The 22,881-nt window shown below is 60.0% G+C and carries 20 protein-coding genes; 16 read left to right on the forward strand and 4 right to left on the reverse strand.

Features of this window, described 5'->3' with window-relative positions; all coding sequences use genetic code 11:
* Positions 1-187: 187 nt before the first annotated feature.
* From EJ576_RS22590 to EJ576_RS22600, 3 genes are read left to right on the forward strand one after another with little or no spacing between them, the layout of a single operon-like run.
* On the forward strand, positions 188-1,051 hold the full coding sequence (locus tag EJ576_RS22590; RefSeq protein WP_126571163.1) for a hypothetical protein: 864 nt from the start codon (positions 188-190) through the stop codon (positions 1,049-1,051).
* A gap of 26 nt (positions 1,052-1,077) precedes the next feature.
* A complete protein-coding gene (locus EJ576_RS22595) occupies positions 1,078-2,118 on the forward strand; it encodes a GGDEF domain-containing protein (protein WP_126571164.1) in 1,041 nt (346 codons plus the stop codon).
* A gap of 10 nt (positions 2,119-2,128) precedes the next feature.
* A complete protein-coding gene (locus tag EJ576_RS22600; protein ID WP_028619702.1) occupies positions 2,129-2,323 on the forward strand; it encodes a hypothetical protein in 195 nt (64 codons plus the stop codon).
* Between the two features lie 7 nt (positions 2,324-2,330).
* On the opposite strand, the gene EJ576_RS22605 is transcribed toward EJ576_RS22600, so the two are convergent.
* A complete protein-coding gene (locus EJ576_RS22605) occupies positions 2,331-2,642 on the reverse strand; it encodes a helix-turn-helix transcriptional regulator (protein WP_122724449.1) in 312 nt (103 codons plus the stop codon).
* Positions 2,643-2,720: 78 nt separating this feature from the next.
* Here EJ576_RS22605 and EJ576_RS22610 point away from each other — a divergent pair, with 78 nt between their 5' ends.
* Both EJ576_RS22610 and EJ576_RS22615 read left to right on the forward strand, forming a co-directional pair.
* On the forward strand, positions 2,721-3,812 hold the full coding sequence (locus tag EJ576_RS22610) for an NADH:flavin oxidoreductase/NADH oxidase (protein ID WP_126571165.1): 1,092 nt from the start codon (positions 2,721-2,723) through the stop codon (positions 3,810-3,812).
* Between the two features lie 201 nt (positions 3,813-4,013).
* Complete coding sequence (locus EJ576_RS22615) at positions 4,014-6,137, forward strand: TonB-dependent siderophore receptor (RefSeq protein WP_126571166.1); 2,124 nt, start codon at positions 4,014-4,016, stop codon at positions 6,135-6,137.
* Between the two features lie 100 nt (positions 6,138-6,237).
* Here the strand turns inward: EJ576_RS22615 and EJ576_RS22620 are convergent, their stop codons facing one another.
* Positions 6,238-6,960 (reverse strand): FadR/GntR family transcriptional regulator, encoded by a 723-nt coding sequence (locus tag EJ576_RS22620; protein ID WP_016978830.1) that lies wholly within the window; start codon positions 6,958-6,960, stop codon positions 6,238-6,240.
* Between the two features lie 48 nt (positions 6,961-7,008).
* Positions 7,009-8,745, reverse strand: a complete 1,737-nt coding sequence (locus tag EJ576_RS22625) for an IlvD/Edd family dehydratase (protein ID WP_028619706.1) — start codon at positions 8,743-8,745, stop codon at positions 7,009-7,011.
* 192 nt (positions 8,746-8,937) lie between these two features.
* Between EJ576_RS22625 and EJ576_RS22630 the strand changes: the two genes are divergently transcribed.
* The 7 genes from EJ576_RS22630 to araH are packed head-to-tail and all read left to right on the forward strand — an operon-like array spanning position 8,938 to position 17,275.
* Positions 8,938-10,260: an MFS transporter gene (locus EJ576_RS22630; RefSeq protein WP_122724455.1), complete on the forward strand. Its 1,323-nt coding sequence runs from the start codon at positions 8,938-8,940 to the stop codon at positions 10,258-10,260.
* A gap of 15 nt (positions 10,261-10,275) precedes the next feature.
* Complete coding sequence (gene araD1 / locus EJ576_RS22635; RefSeq protein WP_028619708.1) at positions 10,276-11,265, forward strand: AraD1 family protein; 990 nt, start codon at positions 10,276-10,278, stop codon at positions 11,263-11,265.
* Positions 11,266-11,276: 11 nt separating this feature from the next.
* On the forward strand, positions 11,277-12,857 hold the full coding sequence (locus EJ576_RS22640; protein WP_126571167.1) for an aldehyde dehydrogenase (NADP(+)): 1,581 nt from the start codon (positions 11,277-11,279) through the stop codon (positions 12,855-12,857).
* Positions 12,858-12,893: 36 nt separating this feature from the next.
* On the forward strand, positions 12,894-13,757 hold the full coding sequence (locus tag EJ576_RS22645) for an SMP-30/gluconolactonase/LRE family protein (protein WP_126571168.1): 864 nt from the start codon (positions 12,894-12,896) through the stop codon (positions 13,755-13,757).
* A 36-nt stretch (positions 13,758-13,793) separates the two neighbouring features.
* The gene (locus tag EJ576_RS22650; protein ID WP_123474111.1) at positions 13,794-14,798 is read left to right on the forward strand and encodes a substrate-binding domain-containing protein; all 1,005 of its coding nucleotides are present in this window, start codon (positions 13,794-13,796) and stop codon (positions 14,796-14,798) included.
* Positions 14,795-16,297, forward strand: a complete 1,503-nt coding sequence (araG, locus tag EJ576_RS22655; protein ID WP_126571169.1) for an L-arabinose ABC transporter ATP-binding protein AraG — start codon at positions 14,795-14,797, stop codon at positions 16,295-16,297. Before EJ576_RS22650 ends, araG begins: the two co-directional genes overlap by 4 nt.
* Before the next feature lie 9 nt (positions 16,298-16,306).
* Positions 16,307-17,275, forward strand: coding sequence for an L-arabinose ABC transporter permease AraH (araH, locus tag EJ576_RS22660; protein WP_068933932.1), 969 nt, complete (start codon positions 16,307-16,309; stop codon positions 17,273-17,275).
* A 55-nt stretch (positions 17,276-17,330) separates the two neighbouring features.
* On the opposite strand, the gene EJ576_RS22665 is transcribed toward araH, so the two are convergent.
* A complete protein-coding gene (locus tag EJ576_RS22665) occupies positions 17,331-18,479 on the reverse strand; it encodes an aldose epimerase family protein (protein ID WP_126571170.1) in 1,149 nt (382 codons plus the stop codon).
* A gap of 137 nt (positions 18,480-18,616) precedes the next feature.
* On the opposite strand from EJ576_RS22665, the gene EJ576_RS22670 reads away from it, so the two are divergent.
* From EJ576_RS22670 to EJ576_RS22685, 4 genes are all read left to right on the forward strand, one after another.
* Positions 18,617-19,384: an SDR family NAD(P)-dependent oxidoreductase gene (locus EJ576_RS22670; RefSeq protein WP_126571171.1), complete on the forward strand. Its 768-nt coding sequence runs from the start codon at positions 18,617-18,619 to the stop codon at positions 19,382-19,384.
* A 442-nt stretch (positions 19,385-19,826) separates the two neighbouring features.
* Positions 19,827-20,210, forward strand: coding sequence for a RidA family protein (locus EJ576_RS22675; RefSeq protein WP_126571172.1), 384 nt, complete (start codon positions 19,827-19,829; stop codon positions 20,208-20,210).
* 14 nt (positions 20,211-20,224) lie between these two features.
* Entirely contained in the window at positions 20,225-21,424 is a 1,200-nt protein-coding gene (locus EJ576_RS22680) for an MFS transporter (protein ID WP_122724474.1), read from the forward strand.
* Positions 21,425-21,584: 160 nt separating this feature from the next.
* Entirely contained in the window at positions 21,585-22,847 is a 1,263-nt protein-coding gene (locus tag EJ576_RS22685; RefSeq protein ID WP_126571173.1) for a cation:proton antiporter, read from the forward strand.
* Positions 22,848-22,881: the final 34 nt, after the last annotated feature.

Below are 22,881 nucleotides of genomic sequence, written 5' to 3' on the forward strand. Positions count from 1 at the left end.
GTTGCTACGGGCCATTGGAACAATTTTGGTAGCGATGGGGTCCCGTACTCTAATCACGATAGATTGCGCTTCGAGGCAAAACGCCATTAGTGGCTTTTATTCTGACGTGAGTTGTTGTGAGACCTGGTTGCATAAAGAGTGCAATTGATATCAATGAATTCAGGTTGTTTGATCAGGGCTCTTTCTCATGTGTGGTCGTTCGTTAAAGTTGGCGCTGGAGCATTCGGCACGCGTAGCCGAATGCCATGTGGAATTTGAGGCGTGCATTCGCACGCATTACACACTGCTGCTGAAGCCCTATTCGAAAAGACCGTTTTTCTACAAGACGGCGTTGAAGTTCAATCGTTTGATGGTGTCTTTTGCACTATTAAGTGCCTATTTTTCCAGGCCGGTGCCGTTACTTTCCGAAGTGAAAGCACTGTGTGTGGCGCGCGGGTTTTGCTCGAGGAACGGCCTGGAGTCGATTTTCCTGCTGTTCAGGGCCTTGGGGTTCATGAAAGTGGCGGGACACCCGGAGGATAGCCGTTTCCGCGTTTTCAGCCCGTCGTCCCAGGCGTGCCAGGAAGTGCGGGCGATGCTCACTTCCGTCGTGGAGCCGCTGGGCACGCTCTATCCGGAACATACGATGATTCGGCATTTGGATGGGGTGGATGACCGTGCTTTTCTGACCGTTTATTTCAAAGGTTTTACGAAGATCCTTGAGGATAACTCGACCCTGGATCAGTTGTTGCCGGATTGTTATTGGTTGGTCAATCGAGATGCCGGTCACTTGTTGATGTTGGCTATCTATAACGACGCGTGTGCGTTGGATAACACCGGCGCGAGTTTCCGGTCTTCTTCCTATCTTTCACTTGCCGAAAAATTATCGGTCTCCAAGACGCATGTTATTCGCTTGGTTCGGGAGGGGGTCGACAGGGGATATTTCAAAATTCATTCCAAGACACAGCTGGAAGTGCTGCCGCCGTTTGTCGTGTTGGTCAGACGCTTCATGGCCTATTCATTTGCGATCAGCCTGCACAGTCTCCAATCGGGTCATACCGACAGTCATTAGGCAACTCATGTACAGGGAATGAACGAATGCCGGCGAATTTGAAGCTTCGGCCACGGATGCAAAGGCTATTGTCACCGGCGATCTTGCAGGCTGAAATCATCGGGATTATCGCCTGGTTGGGCGTGTTGCTGATTGATCCGTTGATGAGGTTTGGGCTGGACAAACTGATGGTCACGCTGGGCCTGCTGGTGGTCTGCCAGCTTCACCGCACGGTGACCCACTTCTACGTGTGGCGACTGCTTGGCGTGGCCTACATGGTGTTGCTGGCTGTTGGATTCGCCTATGTGTTGCACACCAACTTCGAACTGCAGGTATTTGCCTTGCCGCTGGCGTTGACGCTGGTGCTCAGCAGCGCAGTACTCTTTATCACGCCCCAGGATTTCCTGATATGTGCAGCGTTGGTCTGGTGGGTGATGTGGCCAAATATCCAGATAGGTATTTACGCTGACGTCGAGGTTTACCTGTTCATATTTTGCCTGTCATCGGTGTCTATTGGCTTCATCCTGAACTTCTCTTACTTGAAGAACTTGCGCTCCGTGCTGCTGGTTGAAAGTGAGTTCCGCGAACTGGCACACACTGACCACCTGACGTCCCTATTGAACCGGCGCGCCTTTATGGAAAGTTTCGCCAAACTGATTGCAGCCGGTCATACCGGCTATTTCATGATGTTGGATATCGACGGTTTCAAGTTGAAGAATGACCAGTTCGGGCATGACGTTGGCGACAAGATTCTCTGCGCGATGGCCGCGTGCCTGAAATCCACCCGAGGCAGCCACAGTTTCGGCAGGATCGGCGGCGAGGAGTTCGGCGTATTACTGGTCTGTGATGACCCCCACACGGCGACCGATTATGCGCTACGCCTGCTGCATGCCATTCGCTGCAGTGTCGCGCCGCCCCATGACTACACCTGCAGTGCGGGCATGACGCGCTTTACGGCGGGTGCCGAGCTGTCTGCGGTACTCAAATGCGCCGATCGCAATCTCTATGAATCCAAGCGCAACGGCAAGGATTGCGTGCATCTGGATGGCAAACCTGTGCGGCCGCGCTTACCTGCGGCGGTTGAATAAGCGAGGACGTATGAAGATCGAATTGGAAGACGTGGACTCACCCGAAGGTTGTCTGCTACGGCTGGGTGACTTGAGCATGATGTTCAACACGCGTTTGGAGGCGCAGCGATTTGTCGACCAACTGCAAGGGCGTATTGGTGCAATCAAATTGGGTGGTATGCCGAGCCGGCACGTCGAGCAAGGCGAAGGCGATCCGCTAGCCTGAACCTGGTTCAGTGCTGGGCGAGGATGCACCCGAGTAAACCGGGAAAGCGCTCTTCAAGCAATTCGCCGCGCAATGAATTCATATGCGTGGTGCCCACACTCCGGGTCTGCACCAACCCGGCATCGCGCAACACGCGAAAATGATGGGACATGCTCGACTTCGGCCGGCCGCCGTCCAACTCACCGCAGGTGGCTTCGGGCACGCCTGCCAGGCAACGCACGATTTCCAGGCGCACCGGATCACTCAGGGCGTACAGCAGGCGCTCGAGAGTCAGGTCTTGAAGAGGGGGGTGTTTGAAGGCTCGCATGAAACGAATCATAACAGGGGGCTATCGTTGAATACCATAGTTCGATTACCATCGAACTATCGAATCAACCACCCACTGGCTGGAGTCAACATGTCCGCATTGTTCGAACCGTTCACACTCAAAGACGTCACCCTGCGCAATCGCATCGCCATTCCACCGATGTGTCAGTACATGGCCGATGACGGCATCGTCAACGATTGGCACCTGGTGCACTTGGCCAGCATGGCCCGTGGCGGGGCTGGCCTGGTAGTGGTCGAAGCCACCGCCGTGGCGCCGGAAGGGCGTATCACTCCAGGCTGCGCCGGGCTCTGGAGCGATGCCCACGCCGAGGCGTTTGTGCCGATGGTCCAGGCGATCAAGGCTGCCGGTTCGGTGCCGGGCATCCAGATCGGCCACGCCGGCCGCAAGGCCAGCGCCAACCGTCCGTGGGAAGGTGACGACCATATGGCCCCGTCCGATGCACGCCGTTGGGAAACCATCGCACCGTCGGCCATCGCCTTCGGTGCCAACCTGCCGCAAGTACCGCGCGCCATGACCCTGGACGACATCGCACGTGTGCGCCAGGACTTCGTCGACGCTGCGCGCCGCGCGCGTGATGCCGGTTTCGAGTGGATCGAACTGCACTTCGCCCACGGCTACCTGGGCCAGAGCTTCTTTTCGGAGCACTCCAACCAGCGCACCGACGCCTACGGCGGCAGCTTCGACAACCGCAGCCGATTCCTCCTGGAAACCCTGGCCGCCGTGCGTGAAGTCTGGCCGGAAAACCTGCCGCTCACCGCGCGTTTCGGCGTGATCGAGTATGACGGCCGCGACGAGCAGACCCTCACCGAATCCATCGAACTGGCCCGTCGTTTCAAGGCCGGTGGCCTGGACCTGCTAAGCGTCAGCGTCGGCTTCACCATCCCAGAGACCAATATCCCATGGGGCCCGGCGTTCATGGGCCCGATCGCTGAGCGCGTGCGTCGTGAAGCCGGCATTCCGGTGACATCGGCCTGGGGTTTCGGCACGCCGCAACTGGCGGAAGGCGCCTTGCAAGCCGGGCATCTGGACCTGGTTTCGGTGGGGCGTGCGCACTTGGCTGACCCGCACTGGGCGTACTTCGCGGCCAAGGAGCTGGGCGTCGAGAAGTCGTCGTGGACCTTGCCTGCACCTTATGCGCATTGGTTGGAACGTTATCGCTAAGGCGGTCATGGCGTGACAAAAGCCACTCGTGAGAGTGGCTTTTTTTTTGCGCTGTTTTTGCTGTGCGTTGATACAACGCGGTCACTCGATAAGTAGTTAATGAGAATAGATGCTAAACGGTAATGATTTGACCTATCATGCGCGCCACAATAATTGGCAGTTATGCCGTCCTGTCTGGCTCTTTCACTAGGTTTATCCTTCATGCGTCGTACCCTGCTTTCCGTGTGTGTGCTTCAGGCGTTTTCTCCATTGAGCTGGGCGGAGGTCGAACCGGTTGAAAAAGCCGCGATCGAGCTGCAAACCACCAGCATCACTGGCGCAGCCGACTACGAAACCGCTCAGGGCCCGGTGCAGGGCTACCACGCCAGCCGCTCGGCGAGTGCGACGCGTACCGATACCTCGATCCATGAAACTCCGCAGTCCATCAGCGTGGTGTCCAAGGCGGTGGTCGAGGATATCGGCGCCACCCGCTTGCAGGACGCGCTGGACTACGCCGGCGGCGTCGGCCGTGCCAACAACTTCGGCGGGCAGGGGCTCACCACCTTCACCGTGCGCGGCTTTACTACCGGCGAGTTCTACCGCAACGGTTTCCCGATCAACCGCGGCTACCCGAACATGCCCGATGCCAACACCATCGAGCGCCTGGAAGTGCTGCGCGGCCCGGCGACCATGCTCTACGGGCGGGGTGATCCGGGCGGCACTTTCAACGTGGTGACCAAGCAGCCGCTGGCCGAACGCACCGTGACTCTTGGCAGCCAGTTGAACGACCAAGGTATGAAACGCGGCACACTGGATGCTTCCGGCCCGTTGGATGAAGAAGGCCGTCTGGCCTACCGCTTGAACGTAGTAGGCGAGGGCGGCGAGACCTTCCGTGATCATGTGGAAACCGAACGCTACGGCGTGACCCCGGTAATCACCTGGCAGGCCACCGACGACACCAAGGTGATCTTCGAAGGTGACTTCATGCGCAACAATCACCCGTTGGACCGTGGCTTGACGCGCTTCGCCACGCAGAAAGGCACGGCGTCCCGCGATACCTTCTGGGGTGATAAAGACGTTGGCAAATTGCACAACGACAACAGCATGGCTCAGTTGCGTTTCGAGCATCTGCTCAATGACAACTGGACCCTGGGCGGCGGTTTTCAATGGCTCGACGGTACGTTGCAGGGCAACGCGATTGAAGCCAACAGCCTGGCTGCAGACGGGCACACACTCAACCGCAACTTCAACTACCGCAAGCTGGAGTGGACCGACAAGGACACCCAGCTCAACCTCACCGGGCATTTTTCCACGGGTGGGTTCGATCACACCTTGCTCACAGGCGTCGAGTTTGAGGATTACGACTACAAGTCAATTATCCAGCGTTCGTCCGCTGCCTACACCAGTGATATTTTCAACCCGGTCTATGGCAAGCCACGGCCTGCACTCACCAGCACGCCTACTCATGACAAGGAAAACCTCAAGACCTACGCCGCCTTCGTTCAGGATCAGGTTGCCCTGACTGAACGTCTAAAAGTCCTGGCTGGCGCTCGTTTCGAGCGTTTTGAGCACCAGTATGAGAGCTACGTGCCGGGCACAAAAAACTGGGAAGCCAGCGATAACGCTGTAACACCACGGGTGGGTGTGATCTACGACCTTACCGACTCACTGGCCGTCTACGCCGATGCTGCGCGTTCATTCAAGCCCAATACGGGCGCCGCCCGCACGGGTGAAGGCTTTGAACCGGAGAAAGGCAAGTCTTATGAAATGGGCATCAAGTGGGAAGCGCTGGATCACCAGTTGAGTGTCGACGCTGCGATTTATCAGATCGACAAAAAGAACGTGCTGACCACTGATCCTGCGGACCCCACTGCCACCTTCAGGGTCGCAGCGGGCCAGGTGCGCAGCCGTGGTCTTGACTTGAACGTCGCCGGCAACCTTACGCCAGAGTGGCGCGTGATCGGTGGTTACGCCTACGTGGACGCCGAAGTGACCAAGGACAACACACTCCGTGTCGGTACGCACCTGGCCAACATCCCGCGCAACAGCTTCAGTCTGCTGAACGTCTACGAATTCCAGGACGGCAGCCTTAAAGGGCTCGGGCTGGGCGCGGGGGCGAAATATGTTGATGAGCGTGTCGGCCAGACCTCCAACACCCCGTTTACCATGGACGCCTACACCGTGGTCGACCTGCTTGGCTACTACAAGGTCAACGACAAAGTGCGGCTCAACCTGGATGTGAAGAACCTGTTCAATCGTGACTTTGAAGAGGGCGCGTTCGGCAACTTCTACGCCTACCCAGGCGCGCCACGCACAGTGCAGGTGGGCATCGCTTACACCCTGTGAATCAATAACACGATGGCCTGGCACACCGCCTTCGCGGGCAAGCCCGCTCCTACATTTGGATTGATTTAAACCTGATAGAGCGTGGTTGATGGCTTGCCCATTACAGCGGCGTCAACACATTCATCACCGTATCCAACGCCACCCGCGTGTCATCCAGCTGCACCAGTGACGCATGCCGCGCCCCAAGCGCATCACGGTTCTGGATCGCGGTAAGGATCGCCTTGTGCCGGGGCAGGCTCAGGCCCTGGATATCCGGGCGGCGGTTGGTGATGTTGATCGACTCGCGCAACGGCAGCGACAGCATGTTGCACATGTAGGCCAGCAGGTCGTTGCGGGTGGCGTCGGCAATCGCGCGGTGGAAGTCCAGGTCGGCCTGCAGCAACTGTTCGTGGGTCTGCGCGGTTTCCATGCCCAGGTAGGCTTGCTCGATGGTGGCGATGTCTTCGTCGGTGGCGGTGGTCGCAGCCATGGCGGCGATTTCCGGTTCGAGAATGCGCCGAACGCCGGCCAAGGTGTTGAAGAATTCGCTGTGCGGCGTGGACTGCATCAACCAGGACAATACGTCCGGGTCGAGCAGGTGCCATTTCAAGCGCGGCCGCACCACCGCGCCCACCCGTGGCTTGGAATACACCAGGCCCTTGGCGCTGAGCACGCGGGTAGCCTCACGCAATACCGAGCGGCTGACCTTGTACTCTTCGCAGAGCGTGGCCTCCATGGGCAACCGTTCTTCAGGCTTGAAGCGACCGGAAACGATGTGCATGCCCAAATCCTGAACGATCTGGGCATGCTGGCTCTTGCGCGGCTTGGGCGGCTGGTGATCCATGACGACAGGGAGGCTCTGGCTTAAAGACGCGGCATCATAGCATCCCAATTAGTGGGAATGCCTTGGGACTTCCGCCCCACGGCAACCCACCAGGAAGTCAAAATCACAGCCCTGATCGGCCTGCAGCACATGGTCGATGTACAGCTGGCGATAGCCGCCGACGATCAGCTTCTCGGGTGGTGCCAGGTCGGCCATGCGTGCCGCCAGCTCTGCGTCGGGGATGTCCAGGTGCAGGCGGCCGTTGGCGCAGTCCAGTTCGATCCAGTCACCTTCCTTCACTGTGGCCAACGGACCGCCGGCCGCAGCCTCCGGCGCCACATGCAACACTACCGTGCCGTAGGCCGTGCCGCTCATGCGCGCGTCGGAGATCCGCACCATATCCGTTACGCCTTGGGCCAGCAGCTTGGCGGGCAAGCCCATGTTGCCGACTTCGGCCATGCCTGGGTAACCCTTGGGGCCGCAGTTTTTCATGACCAGGATCGAGTTGGCGTCGACGTCCAGCTCCGGGTCGTTGATGCGTGCCTTGTACATGTCGAAGTTCTCGAACACCACGGCGCGGCCTCGGTGCTGCATCAGTTCAGGGCTGGCGGCGGACGGCTTGAGGACTGCACCGAGCGGTGCCAGGTTGCCGCGCAGCACGCAGATGCCGCCGTCGGCGCGGATCGGGTTATCGAGGGTGCGGATCACCTCGTCCTGGCCGTAGATCGGCGAGTCCTGGGTGTTCTCGCCCAGGGATTTACCGTTGACGGTCAGTGCGTTCGGATGGGGGATCAGGTTGGCTTCACCGAGGCGGCGGAGTACGGCAGGCAGGCCGCCGGCATAGTAGAACTCTTCCATCAGGAAGCGCCCCGACGGCTGCAGATCGACGATGGTCGGCATGCCACGGCCGATGCGGGTCCAGTCATCCAGGTCGAGTTCGACGCCTATGCGTCCGGCGATGGCCTTCAAATGGATCACCGCGTTGGTCGAACCGCCAATGGCGGCATTCACGCGGATCGCGTTTTCAAACGCTTCTTTAGTGAGGATCTTCGACAGCTTCAAGTCTTCGCGCACCATCTCCACCGCGCGCATGCCGGACATATGCGCCAGCACATAACGTCGTGCATCCACCGCCGGAATCGCTGCGTTGTGGGGCAGGGAAGTGCCCAGTGCCTCGGCCATGCAAGCCATGGTCGACGCAGTGCCCATGGTGTTGCAGGTGCCCGCCGAGCGCGACATGCCACCCTCGGCCGCGAGGAAATCGTCCAGGGTAATGGTGCCGGCCTTGACCTGTTCGCTGAGCTGCCACACCACGGTGCCCGAGCCAATGTCCTGGCCTTTGTGCTTGCCGTTGAGCATCGGCCCGCCGGTGACCACGATAGCCGGCACGTCGCAACTGGCGGCGCCCATCAGCAGGGCCGGGGTGGTTTTGTCGCAGCCGGTCAACAGCACCACGCCGTCAATCGGGTTGCCGCGAATCGCTTCCTCCACGTCCATGCTCGCCAGGTTGCGCGTGAGCATGGCGGTGGGGCGCAGGTTCGATTCGCCATTGGAGAACACCGGAAATTCCACCGGGAAACCACCGGCCTCGATCACGCCGCGTTTGACGTGCTCGGCAATCTGGCGGAAATGCGCGTTGCACGGGGTCAGCTCCGACCAGGTGTTGCAGATGCCGATGATCGGTTTGCCATGGAACTGATGGTCGGCAATGCCCTGGTTCTTCATCCAGCTGCGGTACATAAAGCCGTTCTTGTCGGCAGTACCAAACCACTGGGCGGAGCGTAGGCCGGGCTTTTTATCAGACATGATCGATTCTCTTATTGTATGACTATATGTTCTATGCGTGCTTAAACATAAGCGCAAAAACGCTGCTTTGGAAGAGTTGTTTTGCAAATAGTCATACTATATAGTCGACTTCAACTGAGGCATGACCCTGGCGGATTTTCGCGAGAGGCGTCCCCCGAGCTTCTATAAAAACAACAATCGGAGATCGACCCCATGAGCCAGGAGCTGCGGCTTATTCGGCGCATCACGCTGAAACTGATTCCCTTCCTGATCCTGCTGTACCTGATCGCCTATGTGGACCGTTCCGCCGTGGGTTTCGCCAAGTTGCACATGGGCGCCGACGTCGGCATTGGCGACGCCGCCTACGGCTTGGGCGCAGGGTTGTTCTTCATTGGCTACTTTCTCTTCGAGATCCCTAGCAACCTGATGCTTGATCGCTTTGGCGCGCGGCGCTGGTTTGCGCGGATCATGATCACCTGGGGCACCATCACCATCGGCATGGCCTTCGTGCAGGGGCCGCACAGCTTCTACGTGATGCGCTTTTTGCTCGGCGCGGCGGAGGCGGGGTTCTTTCCGGGCGTTCTCTACTACATCACCCAGTGGTTCCCGGTGCGCCATCGCGGCAAGATCCTCGGGCTGTTCATCCTGTCCCAACCTATCGCGATGATGATCACTGGCCCGGTGTCCGGCGGTTTGCTGGGCATGGACGGCATTCTTGGTCTGCATGGCTGGCAGTGGCTGTTTATCGTGATCGGCACCCCGGCGATCCTGCTCACCTGGCCGGTGCTGCGCTACCTGCCGGACGGCCCCAAGCAGGTCAACTGGATGAGCGAGGACGAGAAAACCTGGCTGACCGGCGAGCTCGCCAAAGACCTGCAAGCCTACGGCCAGACCCGCCACGGCAACCCGCTGCATGCCTTGAAAGACAAGCGCGTGCTGCTACTGGCGCTGTTCTACCTGCCGGTGACCTTGAGCATCTACGGCCTGGGCCTGTGGCTGCCGACCCTGATCAAACAGTTCGGCGGCAGCGACCTCACCACCGGTTTCATCTCTGCCGTGCCGTACATCTTCGGCATCATCGGCCTGCTGATCATCCCGCGCAGTTCCGACCGTTTGAATGACCGCTACGGCCATCTCGCCGTGCTCTACGTGCTGGGCGCCATCGGCCTGTTCTGCAGCGCCTGGCTCAGCGTGCCGGTGCTGCAAATGGCCGCGCTGTGCCTGGCGGCGTTCGCGATGTTTTCCTGCACAGCGGTGTTCTGGACTTTACCGGGACGGTTCTTTGCCGGTGCCAGTGCGGCGGCAGGTATCGCGTTGATCAACTCGGTGGGCAACCTCGGCGGCTATATCGGCCCGTTCGTGATCGGCGCACTCAAGGAATACACCGGCAACCTGGCGTCGGGCTTGTACTTTTTGTCCGCAGTGATGGTGTTTGGCTTGCTGCTGACGGGTGTGGTCTACCGCCAGCTGGAGCGCAAGCACGTGCTGCCTGCCGACCAATTTGCCGCCAGTGCCCGTGGCGCTACACGTACTTGATTCAGGAGAAATGGCATGCGTTTAGTTCAGTTTGAATTGCGTAACGGTGAGCGCCGCGTCGGCGTGGTAGAAGGCAGCAAAGTGCGTGAGGTCAACAGCGCCCGCACTGTGCGCGAACTGGCCCTGGCTGCGATAGAAGCCGGTGTCGGCCTGGCGCAACAGGTGGACAGCCTGGGCCTGGGCGACAGCTACGACTACGCCACCTTGCTGGCCGACCTGAAAATACTGCCGCCACTGGACCACCCGGACCCGGCTCACATGCTGATCAGCGGCACTGGCCTGACCCACCTGGGCAGCGCCTCGGCGCGGGACAAGATGCACCAGGCCGGGGATGACACTGCGTTGACCGACACCATGCGCATCTTCAAATGGGGCGTGGAGGGCGGCAAGCCAGAGTCCGGCCAGGCGGGCGTACAACCGGAGTGGTTCTACAAGGGCGACGGCAGCATTGTGGTGCGCCCCGGCGCTGCCTTCCCGTCGCCTCCCTTCGCGGAAGATGCCGGCGAAGAACCGGAAATCGGCGGCCTCTACGTCATCGGCCCGGACAGCAAGCCCTATCGCGTTGGTTTCGCGGTGGGCAACGAGTTCTCCGATCACGTCATGGAACGCAAGAACTACCTGTACCTGGCCCATTCCAAGTTGCGCAGTTGCAGCTATGGCCCTGAGTTGCGCGTGGGCGAGTTGCCCCAACACCTGGCGGGCACCAGCCGCATTCTGCGCGAGGGCGAAGTGATCTGGCAGAACGAATTCCTCAGCGGCGAAGCCAACATGTGCCACAGCTTGGAAAACCTCGAATACCACCACTTCAAGTACCGCCAGTTCCTCAAGCCGGGCGATGTGCACGTCCACTTCTTCGGCACCGCGACCCTGTCATTCGCTGACGGTATCCGCACCCAGCCGGGCGATGTGTTCGAGATCAGCCAGGCCGAGTTCGGCGCGCCGCTGGTCAACCGTGTCGGCAGCAGCGATGCGGCCTTCGAACCCGGCAACGTCATCACCCTTTAAAGGAGAACCCTATGACCTCGTTCCTCGGCCACAACTACATCGGCGGCCAACGCAGCGCCAACGGCAGCATCACCTTGCAAAGCGTCGACGCCACCACTGGCGAAGCCTTGCCCCAGGTGTTCTACCAGGCCACGCCACAGGAAGTCGATGCCGCCGCCAAGGCTGCCGCGCAGGCTTATCCAGAGTACCGTGCGTTGAGTGCGGCACGTCGTGCGCAGTTCCTGGATGCGATAGCCGATGAACTGGATGCGTTGGGGGATGAGTTTGTCGAGCTGGTCTGCCGCGAAACCGCCTTGCCCGTCGCGCGTATCAAGGGTGAGCGCGGGCGTACCAGTGGCCAGATGCGCCTGTTCGCCAACGTGTTGCGTCGCGGTGATTTCTACGGCGCGCGCATCGACAAAGCGCTGCCTGATCGCCAGCCCCTGCCGCGCCCGGATTTGCGTCAATACCGCATCGGCCTGGGGCCGGTGGCCGTGTTTGGTGCGAGCAACTTTCCCTTGGCGTTCTCCACGGCGGGCGGCGACACCGCCGCCGCGCTGGCGGCAGGCTGCCCGGTGGTGTTCAAAGCCCACAGCGGGCACATGGCGACGGCCGAGTGTGTTGCCGATGCAATCATCCGTGCGGCAGAAACTACCGAGATGCCCGCCGGTGTGTTCAATATGATCTTCGGTGGCGGCGTCGGCGAAGCGCTGGTCAAGCATCCGGCGATCCAGGCGGTGGGCTTTACCGGTTCGCTCAAAGGCGGCCGTGCGTTGTGCGACATGGCGGCAGCGCGCCCGCAGCCGATCCCGGTGTTTGCCGAGATGTCGAGCATCAACCCGGTGATCGTGCTGCCTCAGGCATTAACTGCACGGGCCGAAAGCGTGGCACGCGACCTGACTGCCTCGGTAGTCCAAGGCTGCGGCCAGTTCTGCACCAACCCCGGCCTGGTGATTGGCATCGCCTCGCCTGAATTCACCGCGTTCACCCAACAAGTCGCGCAACTGATCGGCGACCAACCGGCACAGACCATGCTCAACGCCGGCACCCTGGGCAGCTATGGCAAGGGCCTGGAAAAACTTCTGGCACATCCGGGCATCCAGCACCTGGCGGGCCGCCAACAGGCCGGCCACCAAGCGCAACCGCAGTTGTTCACGGCCGATGCAAATCTGTTGATCGACGGCGATGAAGTGCTGCAGGAAGAAGTCTTCGGTCCTACCACCGTGTTTGTCGAAGTCGCCGACCAGGCCCAGCTCAGCACGGCTTTGCAGGGGCTGCACGGTCAACTCACCGCCACGATCATTGGCGAGCCGGCTGACCTGCAACAGTTCGCCGAACTCACGCCGTTGCTGGAACAGAAGGTCGGCCGCATCCTGCTCAACGGTTACCCGACCGGCGTGGAGGTCTGCGATTCGATGGTGCACGGCGGGCCGTACCCCGCGACGTCGGACGCCCGTGGCACCTCGGTCGGCACCTTGGCCATCGACCGTTTCCTGCGCCCCGTGTGCTTCCAGAATTACCCTGATAGCCTGCTGCCTGAAGCGTTGAAAAACGCCAACCCGTTGCGTATCCAGCGGCTGGTGGATGGCACGCCATCTCGCGACCCGCTGTAACGCGCACCTGAGAACAACAACAATCCAGGAGGCATCATGTCGTGTATCGCCGTTACCCCGCACCGTGCGCAGTTGGGCGAAGGTCCGTTCTGGGACGCGCCCACTCAGGCGCTGTACTGGGTCAATATCGCCGGTAAACAGGCGCTGCGCCTGATGGACGGGCAATTGCAGGTGTGGCAGTTGCCCGAGCATGTCTCGGCCTTCATCCCGTGTGAAAGCGGCGATGCGTTGGTGACCTTGAGCAGCGGCGTGTATCGCCTTGACCTGGCCACCGAAGCCCTGACCCTGCTGTGCGTCGCGGACCCGCAACCGGGCAACCGTGGCAATGAAGCGCGCTGCGATGCCCAGGGCCGCCTCTGGCTGGGGACCATGCAGAACAATATCGGCGAGCGGGGCGAAGACCTGCCCGTCACCCGGCGTTCCGGCGGCCTGTTCCGTATCGATGCCGATGCGCAGGTGACGCCGTTGCTCAGTGGCCAGGGCATTCCCAATACCTTGCTGTGGAGCGACGACGGCCGCCACGTGCTGTTTGGCGACAGCCTGGACGGCACGCTGTACCGGTATGGAATTCAAGCGGACGGCCAACTCGATCCCGCGCAACGCTGGTTCGGCCCCCACGAACGCGGCGGGCCGGATGGCTCGGCCATGGACGTCGACGGCTATCTCTGGAACGCCCGCTGGGACGGCAGTTGCCTGTTGCGCCTCACGCCCGACGGCGAAGTGGACCGCATCATCGAGCTGCCCGTCAGCCGTCCCACCAGTTGCGTGTTTGGTGGGCCGAACCTCACCACCCTCTATATCACCAGTGCCGCCAGCCCTTTGGATCACCCCCTGGATGGTGCGGTATTGGCCATCGAGGTCGACGTGCCAGGCAAGCCCTGTCACCGCTTTGCCGGATAAGTCCCCCTTTAAAAACAACAACAAGGAGTCACCCGTATGAATCGTCGTCGTGGTTTGCGTTCCCTGTGCTGCGCCGCTGTGGCGGTCTCGGCCATGAGCTTGAGCGGGCTGTTGCTGGCCGCTGAAGAAGTGAAGATCGGTTTCCTGGTCAAGCAGGCCGAGGAGCCGTGGTTCCAGACCGAGTGGGCCTTTGCCGAGAAAGCCGGCAAGGAACATGGCTTCACCGTGATCAAGATCGCCGTGCCCGACGGTGAGAAAACCCTCTCGGCCATCGACAGCCTGGCCGCCAACGGCGCCAAGGGCTTTGTGATCTGCCCGCCGGACGTGTCCCTCGGCCCGGCCATCGTCGCCAAAGCCAAGGCCAACGGTTTGAAAGTCATCGCGGTGGATGACCGTTTCGTCGATGCCAAAGGCAACTTCATGGAAGACGTGCCGTACCTGGGCATGGCCGCCTTTGAAGTGGGCCAGAAGCAGGGCGCCGCCATGGCCGCTGAAGCGAAAAAACGCGGCTGGGACTGGAAGGACACCTATGCGGTGATCAATACCTTCAACGAGCTCGACACCGGTAAGAAACGTACCGATGGCTCGGTCAAATCCCTGGAAGAAGCCGGCATTCCCAAGGATCACATCTTGTTTACGGCGGCCAAAACCCTGGATGTCCCAGGCTCCATGGACGCGACGAACTCGGCCCTGGTGAAACTGCCCAGCGGCGCGAAAAACCTGATCATCGGCGGCATGAACGACAACACCGTGCTCGGCGGCGTGCGCGCGACTGAAAGCGCCGGCTTCAAGGCGGCCAACGTGATTGGCATCGGTATCAATGGCACCGACGCCATCGGCGAACTGAAAAAGCCGAGCAGCGGCTTCTTCGGCTCGATGCTACCGAGCCCGCACATTGAGGGCTACAACACCGCGCTGATGATGTACGAGTGGGTCACTAAAGGCACTGAACCGGCGAAGTACACGGCCATGGACGAGGTCACCCTGATCACCCGTGACAACTTCCAGGCTGAACTGACCAAGATCGGGCTGTGGCAATGACCGCTGCCGCCTTGCGATTTGACGGTATCGGCAAAACCTTTCCCGGGGTCAAGGCGCTGGATGGCATCAGCTTCAGCGCCCACCCAGGCCAGGTGCACGCGCTGATGGGCGAAAACGGCGCGGGCAAGTCGACGCTGCTGAAGATCCTCGGCGGCGCCTACATTCCCAACAGCGGCACGCTGCAGATCGGCGAGCAGGTCATGGCCTTCAAAAACGCTGCTGACAGCATTGCCAGCGGCGTGGCGGTGATCCATCAGGAATTGCACCTGGTGCCGGAAATGAGCGTGGCCGAAAACCTGTTCCTCGGGCACTTGCCGGCGCGTTTTGGCGTGGTCAACCGAGGGCTCCTGCGCAAGCAGGCCCTCGCTTGCCTCAAGGGGTTGGCGGATGAAATCGATCCGGCCGAAAAGCTCGGGCGCCTGTCCCTGGGCCAGCGCCAACTGGTGGAAATCGCCAAGGCGCTGTCCCGTGGCGCCCATGTGATTGCGTTTGATGAGCCCACCAGCAGCTTGTCGGCGCGGGAAATCGACCGCTTGATGGCGATCATCACGCGCCTGCGGGATGAGGGCAAAGTGGTGCTCTACGTGTCGCATCGTATGGAGGAAGTGTTCCGTATCTGCAACGCGGTGACGGTGTTCAAGGACGGCCGTTATGTGCGCACCTTCGACGACATGAGTGCGCTGACCCATGATCAATTGGTGACCTGCATGGTCGGTCGCGATATCCAGGACATCTACGACTACCGCCCGCGTGAGCACGGCGAGGTAGCGCTCAAGGTCGACAGCCTGCTGGGGCCCGGCCTGCGCGAGCCGATCAGCTTCAACGTGCGCAAGGGCGAGATTCTCGGCCTGTTCGGGCTGGTGGGGGCAGGGCGCACGGAGCTGTTCCGTCTGCTCAGCGGCCTGGAGCGTGCCAGCGCCGGGCAACTGCACCTTTGCGGCGAGCCGCTGCATCTGCAGTCACCACGGGATGCTATCGCCGCTGGCGTGCTGTTGTGCCCGGAAGACCGCAAGAAGGAGGGCATCATTCCGCTGTCCAGCGTCGCCGAGAACATCAATATCAGCGCGCGGGGCGCCCATTCCACGTTTGGCTGGCTGTTGCGCGACGGCTGGGAGAAGGGCAACGCCGACCAGCAGATCAAGGCCATGAAGGTCAAGACGCCCACCGCTGCGCAGGAAATCATGTACCTCTCCGGCGGCAACCAGCAAAAAGCCATTCTCGGCCGCTGGCTGTCGATGCCGATGAAAGTGTTGCTGTTGGACGAGCCCACCCGTGGCATCGATATCGGCGCCAAGGCCGAGATCTATCAGATCATCCATAACCTCGCCGCACAGGGCATTGCGGTGATCGTGGTGTCCAGCGACCTCATGGAAGTGATGGGCATCGCCGACCGCATCCTGGTGCTGTGCGAAGGCGCGCTGCGCGGCGAACAAACCCGCGAACACGCGACTGAATCCAACCTGCTGCAATTGGCCTTGCCGCGCAGCCTGGCGAACTGAGAGACGATTATGACCACTCAACACAACGTGCTGCCCACCGCGCGCAAGCCCCTGGACCTGCGCGCATTGCTGGACAACTGGGCGATGCTGCTGGCCGCCGTGAGTATCTTTTTGCTGTGCGCCTTGCTGATCGACAACTTCCTTTCACCGTTGAACATGCGCGGGCTTGGCCTGGCGATTTCGACCGTGGGCATTGCTGCGTGCACCATGCTGTTCTGCCTGGCGTCGGGGCACTTCGACCTGTCGGTGGGCTCGGTCATCGCCTGCGCCGGGGTGGTGGCGGCGATTGTGATGCGCGACACCGACAGCGTCATGCTCGGCATTGGCGCAGCGTTGCTGATGGGCCTGATGGTGGGGCTGATCAACGGCATCGTGATCGCCAAGCTGCGGGTCAATGCGCTGATTACCACGCTGGCGACCATGCAGATCGTGCGTGGCCTGGCGTACATCTTTGCCAACGGCAAGGCGGTGGGCGTGTCCCAGGATCAGTTCTTTGTCTTCGGTAACGGCCAGTTGTTTGGCGTGCCGGTGCCGATCCTGATCACCATTTTGTGCTTCCTGTTCTTCGGCTGGCTGCTCAACTACACCACCTACGGGCGCAACACCATGGCCATTGGCGGCAACCCGGAAGCGGCGTTGCTGGCGGGCGTGAATGTGGACCGCACCAAGATCCTGATCTTTGCCGTGCACGGGGTGATCGGGGCGTTGGCCGGGGTGATCTTGGCGTCGCGCATGACCTCCGGCCAGCCGATGATTGGCCAGGGCTTTGAGCTGACGGTGATTTCGGCGTGCGTGCTGGGCGGGGTTTCGTTGAGTGGCGGGGTAGGGATGATCCGCCATGTGATCGCCGGAGTGCTGATTTTGGCGATTATCGAGAATGCGATGAACCTGAAGAACATCGACACGTTCTATCAGTACGTGATCCGGGGGTCGATCCTGCTGCTGGCTGTAGTCATCGACCGCATGAAACAACGCTGAGCCCAAGCCTTGTGGAGATCCAAAAGTGGGAGGGGGCAAGCCCCCTCCCACATTTTCAGTCCGCGGAGAATTTGAAGACGGTGTTCTGGGTGTAGGTCTGCCCTGGATTCAGGCGGGTAGACGCGAACTTCGGCTGATTAGGCGCATCCGGAAAATGCTGGGTCTCCAGCGTAAAACCGCTCCAGTGCAGATAGGTCTTCCCAGCCTTGCCCTTCACCGACCCATCCAGGAAGTTGCTGGTATAAAACTGCACCCCAGGCTCCGTGGTAAACAGCTGCAAGCGCCGCCCCGACTCAGGATCATGCACCTCAGCCGCAAGCTGCTTCACATCACCTTTGTTATCCAGCGCCCAGTTGAAATCAAATCCACCTTGCTTCGGCTCGGCAAACTTGAGCTGCGGGTGATCGTCCTTGATGTGCTGGCCGATGGGCGTCGGTTTCAGGAAGTCCATCGGCGTGCCCTTGACGGGCGTCAGTTCCCCGGTAGGGATCAAGGTGGCATTCACCGGTGTGTAATGGCTGGCGTGCAACGTGGCAACCTGCTTGAGGATGTCGCCATTGCCCGCGCCCGCCAGGTTGAAGTAGCTGTGGTTGGTGAGGTTGAGCACCGTGGGTTTGTCGGTGGTGGCCTTGTAGTCGATGTGCAGTTCATTGTTGTCGTTGAGGCGGTAGGTGACCTCGGTTTTCAGGTTGCCGGGGAAGCCCATTTCACCGTCCTTGGACAGGTAGGTGAGGGTCACGCCCACCGAGTCCTTGGCCTTGACGGGCGTGGCTTTCCACACGTGTTTGTCGAAGCCCTGGGCGCCGCCGTGCAGCGAATTGGGGCCATCGTTGAGCGGTACCTGGTAGCGTTTGCCGTCGAGCTCAAAGGCGCCGCCGGCCAGGCGATTGCCGAAGCGCCCGATGGTCGCGCCGAAGAATGCAGTGCCGCTTTGATAGCCCTGCACGTCGTCGAAGCCCAGCACCACGTCTTCGACCTTGCCGTGTTTGTCCGGCACCTTGAGCGACTGCAGCACGCCGCCATAGGTGATCACCGTGGCTTGCATGCCGTGGCTGTTGCGCAGGATGTACTGTTCGACGGCAGTGCCGTCATTGGTTTTACCGAAGGGCTTGTGCTCACTGGTGAGGCCTGCGGCCTGGGTGCCGCCGCTGGCGATCAGCATGGACATCGCCAGGCCAGACAGCAGGTATCGAGGGTGCTTCATGATCGAACTTCCTTTTGTTGTTTTGAGTGGAATAGTTCTACTAATGTGCGATATTTTGTCGATAGAGCAGCGAATTTATAGCCTTTAACGCCATTTTTGCAAAATAAAATAAGACTAATTAAATGAGGCAAGCTTTTATGACCAGTCAGCACGCTGTTTACCCCGACCTCGAAGACAAGACGGTCCTGATTTCTGGAGGCGCCTCGGGCATTGGCGAATTCATGGTGCGCGCCTTCGCCGCGCAAGGTGCCAAGGTCGGCTTTGTCGACCGCGCGCAAAGCCAGGGCGAACGCCTGGCGGCGCTGCTGAGTTCGCGAGGGCACACGGTGGAATTCGTGAACTGCGACATCACCGACGAGATCGCCTACAAGGCCGCCATCACACGCTTCGAACACTCCCTGGGACCGATCACGGTGCTGGTGAACAACGCCGCCAATGACGTACGCCACAGCTTGGAAGAAGTCGACTCGGAAATGTTCGACCGGCTCATCTCCGTCAACCTCAAGCACGCTTTCTTCGCCGCCAAGGCCGTGGTGCCGATGATGAAAAACGCGGGCGGCGGGGCGATCATCAACCTCGGCTCCGTCGGCTGGATGATGGCTTCCGCCGGCTACCCGGTGTATGCCGCCAGCAAGGCCGCCGCCCACGGCATGACTCGCGCCCTGGCGCGGGAGCTGGGGCCGAGCCGGATCCGTGTGAATACGCTGGTGCCGGGTTGGGTGATGACGGAAAAACAACTGGCGATGTGGGTCGACGATGCGGCCAAGGAACTGATCAGCCGCAGCCAGTGTTTGCCGGGCAGCGTGCTGCCGGAACACATCGCCAATATGGCGTTGTTTCTCGCCTCCGATGCCTCGGCGATGTGTTCGGCGCAGAACTTTATTGTGGATGGCGGTTGGGTTTAACCGTGTCGCACCCTCCATCCGAATGTCGACTTCAATGGACTGCTCTTGCGCAGGAGCAGTCTGTCAACACGCGTGTGCATAAACTCCTCCCCCTCCCGCCAATATGCGTTAGCCGACGAATGGTCAAGCGCGCCAGTGAGCATTCGGGTGCCCTTCGGACCGGTCAGTCGAGCTGTCGGCCAACAGCTTGAAATCAAGACAATTTTGCCGATGAAGGCGCTTCGATCTGGTAGTGGATGTTAACTGATAGTGTAGTTTTTCTTAAATAAACGCGGATTTTAAGCGGTCTAGTTCGTTCGTATTGGTAGTTTAGGTTAACTATATGCGTTCTTGAACCTAGACATCTCCGAGGCGTCGGGCGTATGGTTTTGATCATTGGATCCGAAAGATCACTGCTCCATACCTAAGCCGCATCAGGCCCCGTTTCATAAGGAGATGAACTATGCGCGAAAGGTATTCATCGGGCTCCAGCTGGGAGGAAGTGTTCGGGTTTTCCCGGGCGGTTCAAGTGGATGACACCCTATACATATCCAAGACGGGCGCACTCGGGCCCGACGGAGTCATCGTCGCGTCCAATGTCGCCGGGCAGACTCGCGTCATCCTGGAAAAGATCAGCCGCATCCTGCAGGACGCCGGTTTCGCCCTCGCAGACGTGGTGCAAAGCCGCATGTACCTGACGCAATTGACGGAGTGGCGGCAGGCGGCCGAGGTCCATGGCGCCTTCTTTCGTGATATCCGGCCGGCGTTCACGCTGTTGCATGTGCTGCCTTTCCCCGAGCCGCAAATGCTGGTGGGCATTGAAGTGGTTGCCCAACGGAATCGTTGACGGAGAGCGTTGATATGAGCCTATCCGACACACGATCCGTCACGGCTTTTGTGGCTGTCGCCGCAGGGCTGTCCATCGCCAATAATTACGTGTTGCAGCCTGTGCTGCCGGCCATCGCGGTCTCGTTGAACATCCCCGTGTCGGCCACCGGTTTGATCGCCGGCAGTACCCAGGTTGGATACATGCTTGGGATCATGCTGCTGGTGCCCCTTGGCGATTCGCGGAACAAGCGCAGCGTAGTCAGCCTTCAATTTCTGGTGTTGGGCTTGGCATTGTTGCTGGCGGCTTGCGGCACGCACCTGTTGTACATGATCGGCCTCGGTGCCGTGATTGGCGCCATGGCCACCAATGCGGTGCAGCTCAACGCCCTAGGCTTTCAGATTGACCCGAAGGGCAGCACGGTCGGGCTGGTGGGTGCCGGTATCGCCGCCGGTATTCTGCTGGCGCGGTTCATGGGCGGTGTTCTGGCTGATCAATTCGGCTGGCGCGGGATGCTCGTGGTGGTGGGGCTGCTGATGCTGTTGCTGGCCTTGGCCAGTCGAGCCGTGTTGCCCTATATCGAAACCCGGCGCAGTGCCAGTTATCGGCAATTGCTCCTCGGCCTTGCGCCTCTGTTCATGCGCCACGAGGCATTACGCCGGGCTACGTTATTGGGAGGCTGTTGGTTTTTGATTTTCAGCTTGTTGTGGGTCGCATTGATGCTCCACGTCAGTAGCGCACCGATGTCGTTGAGCCCTTCACAGGCAGGCATGCTCGGCCTGGCCGGGCTGGCAGGATTATTGATGGCACGGCCGGCCGGAAAATGGGCAGACAGGTGGGGAAGCCGACAGGTGATTGGCGCCGGCTTCGGCATGACCGGACTGGGCGCGCTTGTGTTGCTGGTGTTTCCCTATTCTCTGCTCGCGATTATCGCGGGAGTGGTGCTGTTTGACTTGGGTTGCTTCAGCGCCCAAGTCGCCAATCAAACGACCGTGCTGAAAATAGACCCACTCCAGCGCAATAGCCTGTTTGCACTTTATATGTTTTTTTATTATGGCTGCGGCGCCATAGGGTCGATAGCTGCGCCGGTCATTCATGCTTATTTCGGCTGGGCCGGTATTTGTTGGACGAGTCTTTTACTTGCGTTGACGGGCGGCGCTGCCAACTACTTGATGCGTTCGCCTGACGCGCGCGCAGTTGTCGAACTTTCGATTGCCGATAGTGTTGATAAGTAAACTGCGCACGCATCACTAAGTTTTATTGATGGATGGACTGCTGTACTGCCAATGACTGTGTGGCGGGTGGGTTTAAACCGTGCCTGGATGCCGAAGGCATGCCTGATGTTCGGCGTCTTGTGTGGCTCTTTCAATCGTTGTACTGCATGGGTACTTCACTATGTTTTTCATACAACTGGCCGTTATATTACTTGCTTGTCACCTATTTGGTTGGCTGGCTGAGCGCCTTGGACAATGTCGCGTGGTGGGCGAGATCACCGCGGGTATCGTGCTCGGGCCGACGGTGTTCGGGCGTCTGGAATCATCCCTTGGTCAGTCCGTGGGCCTGTTTGAAACCCAGCACATCGGGTGGTTGGCGCATGTTGCCGACCTGGGGCTGATCTTCCTGATGTTCCAAGTCGGTGTGCACATCAATCAACGGCACCCCGAAGCATCGGCACAGGGGCGTTTCGCCGCCTTGGCGATTGCCCTGCTCGGGCTGGTTTTGCCCTTTGCCCTGGGCGTAGGCGTGGCACTGGTTGCCCATGAACACTTGGCGCCGACCTACTCGAAATGGGGGTTCGCCTGGTTCTGCGGTGTTGCGTTGGCGGTGTCTGCGGTGCCGGTCATGACGCGGATCGTCCAGAGCCTCGCCTTGCAGGAAACGTTGGTGGCCCACGTCACATTGCGTGCGGCTGTGATCACCGACGTAGTGGGCTGGGTGATATTGGGCGCGATAGTGTTTTGCTCCCGAGTGGATGGCAATCCCCTCGATGCTCGCTATTTCGCTGCGCAACTGCTGGTGGCATTCGTCGGTTTCTATGGCCTGACACGCTACATGGTCATCCCCTTTATCCGCCGCGCCCAGGCGCGGGACGAGCACGCGGCGATCATGCCCATGGTAATCAGCTACGTATTGCTGTGTGCCTGGGTCACTGACTGGTTGGGCCTGCACTGTGCAATCGGAGCGCTGCTCGCCGGCTTGATGATGAAGCAGGTGCCTGAATTCACTCACTATTGGCGCAACCAGGTGGAAGGGTTTCTGAACTTTGTCCTGTTGCCGGTATTTTTCGCCTACGCCGGGATCAAAACCTCGTTCGCCAGCCTTGGCAGTCAGGAAAACCTGATCTGGCTCGGCGTATTCCTGGTGTGTGCGTTTGTTGGCAAGTTCGGTGGCGCCTATCTGGGGGCGCGTGTCAGCGGTCTGCAACGGACCGATTCGGCCATTGTCGGCGCCCTGATGAATACCCGTGGGTTGATGGAGCTGATCATCCTGGCGATTGGCCTGGAACTCAAACTGATCTCGATCGATGCCTACACCATCCTGGTGTTCATGGCGCTGATTATTACTGCAACGACGACACCCTTGGTCCGGCGTCTGTTACGTCCGGATCCCCATGTATTTCTTTCGAAAGAAATGCTGCAAACGCGAAGTTCTCACTGACCTGTAATACCCGTTGTTTCCTTTGATAAAAGCG

It is taken from the genome of Pseudomonas sp. C 49-2, assembly GCF_003970195.1.
Classification (GTDB): domain Bacteria; phylum Pseudomonadota; class Gammaproteobacteria; order Pseudomonadales; family Pseudomonadaceae; genus Aquipseudomonas; species Aquipseudomonas canadensis.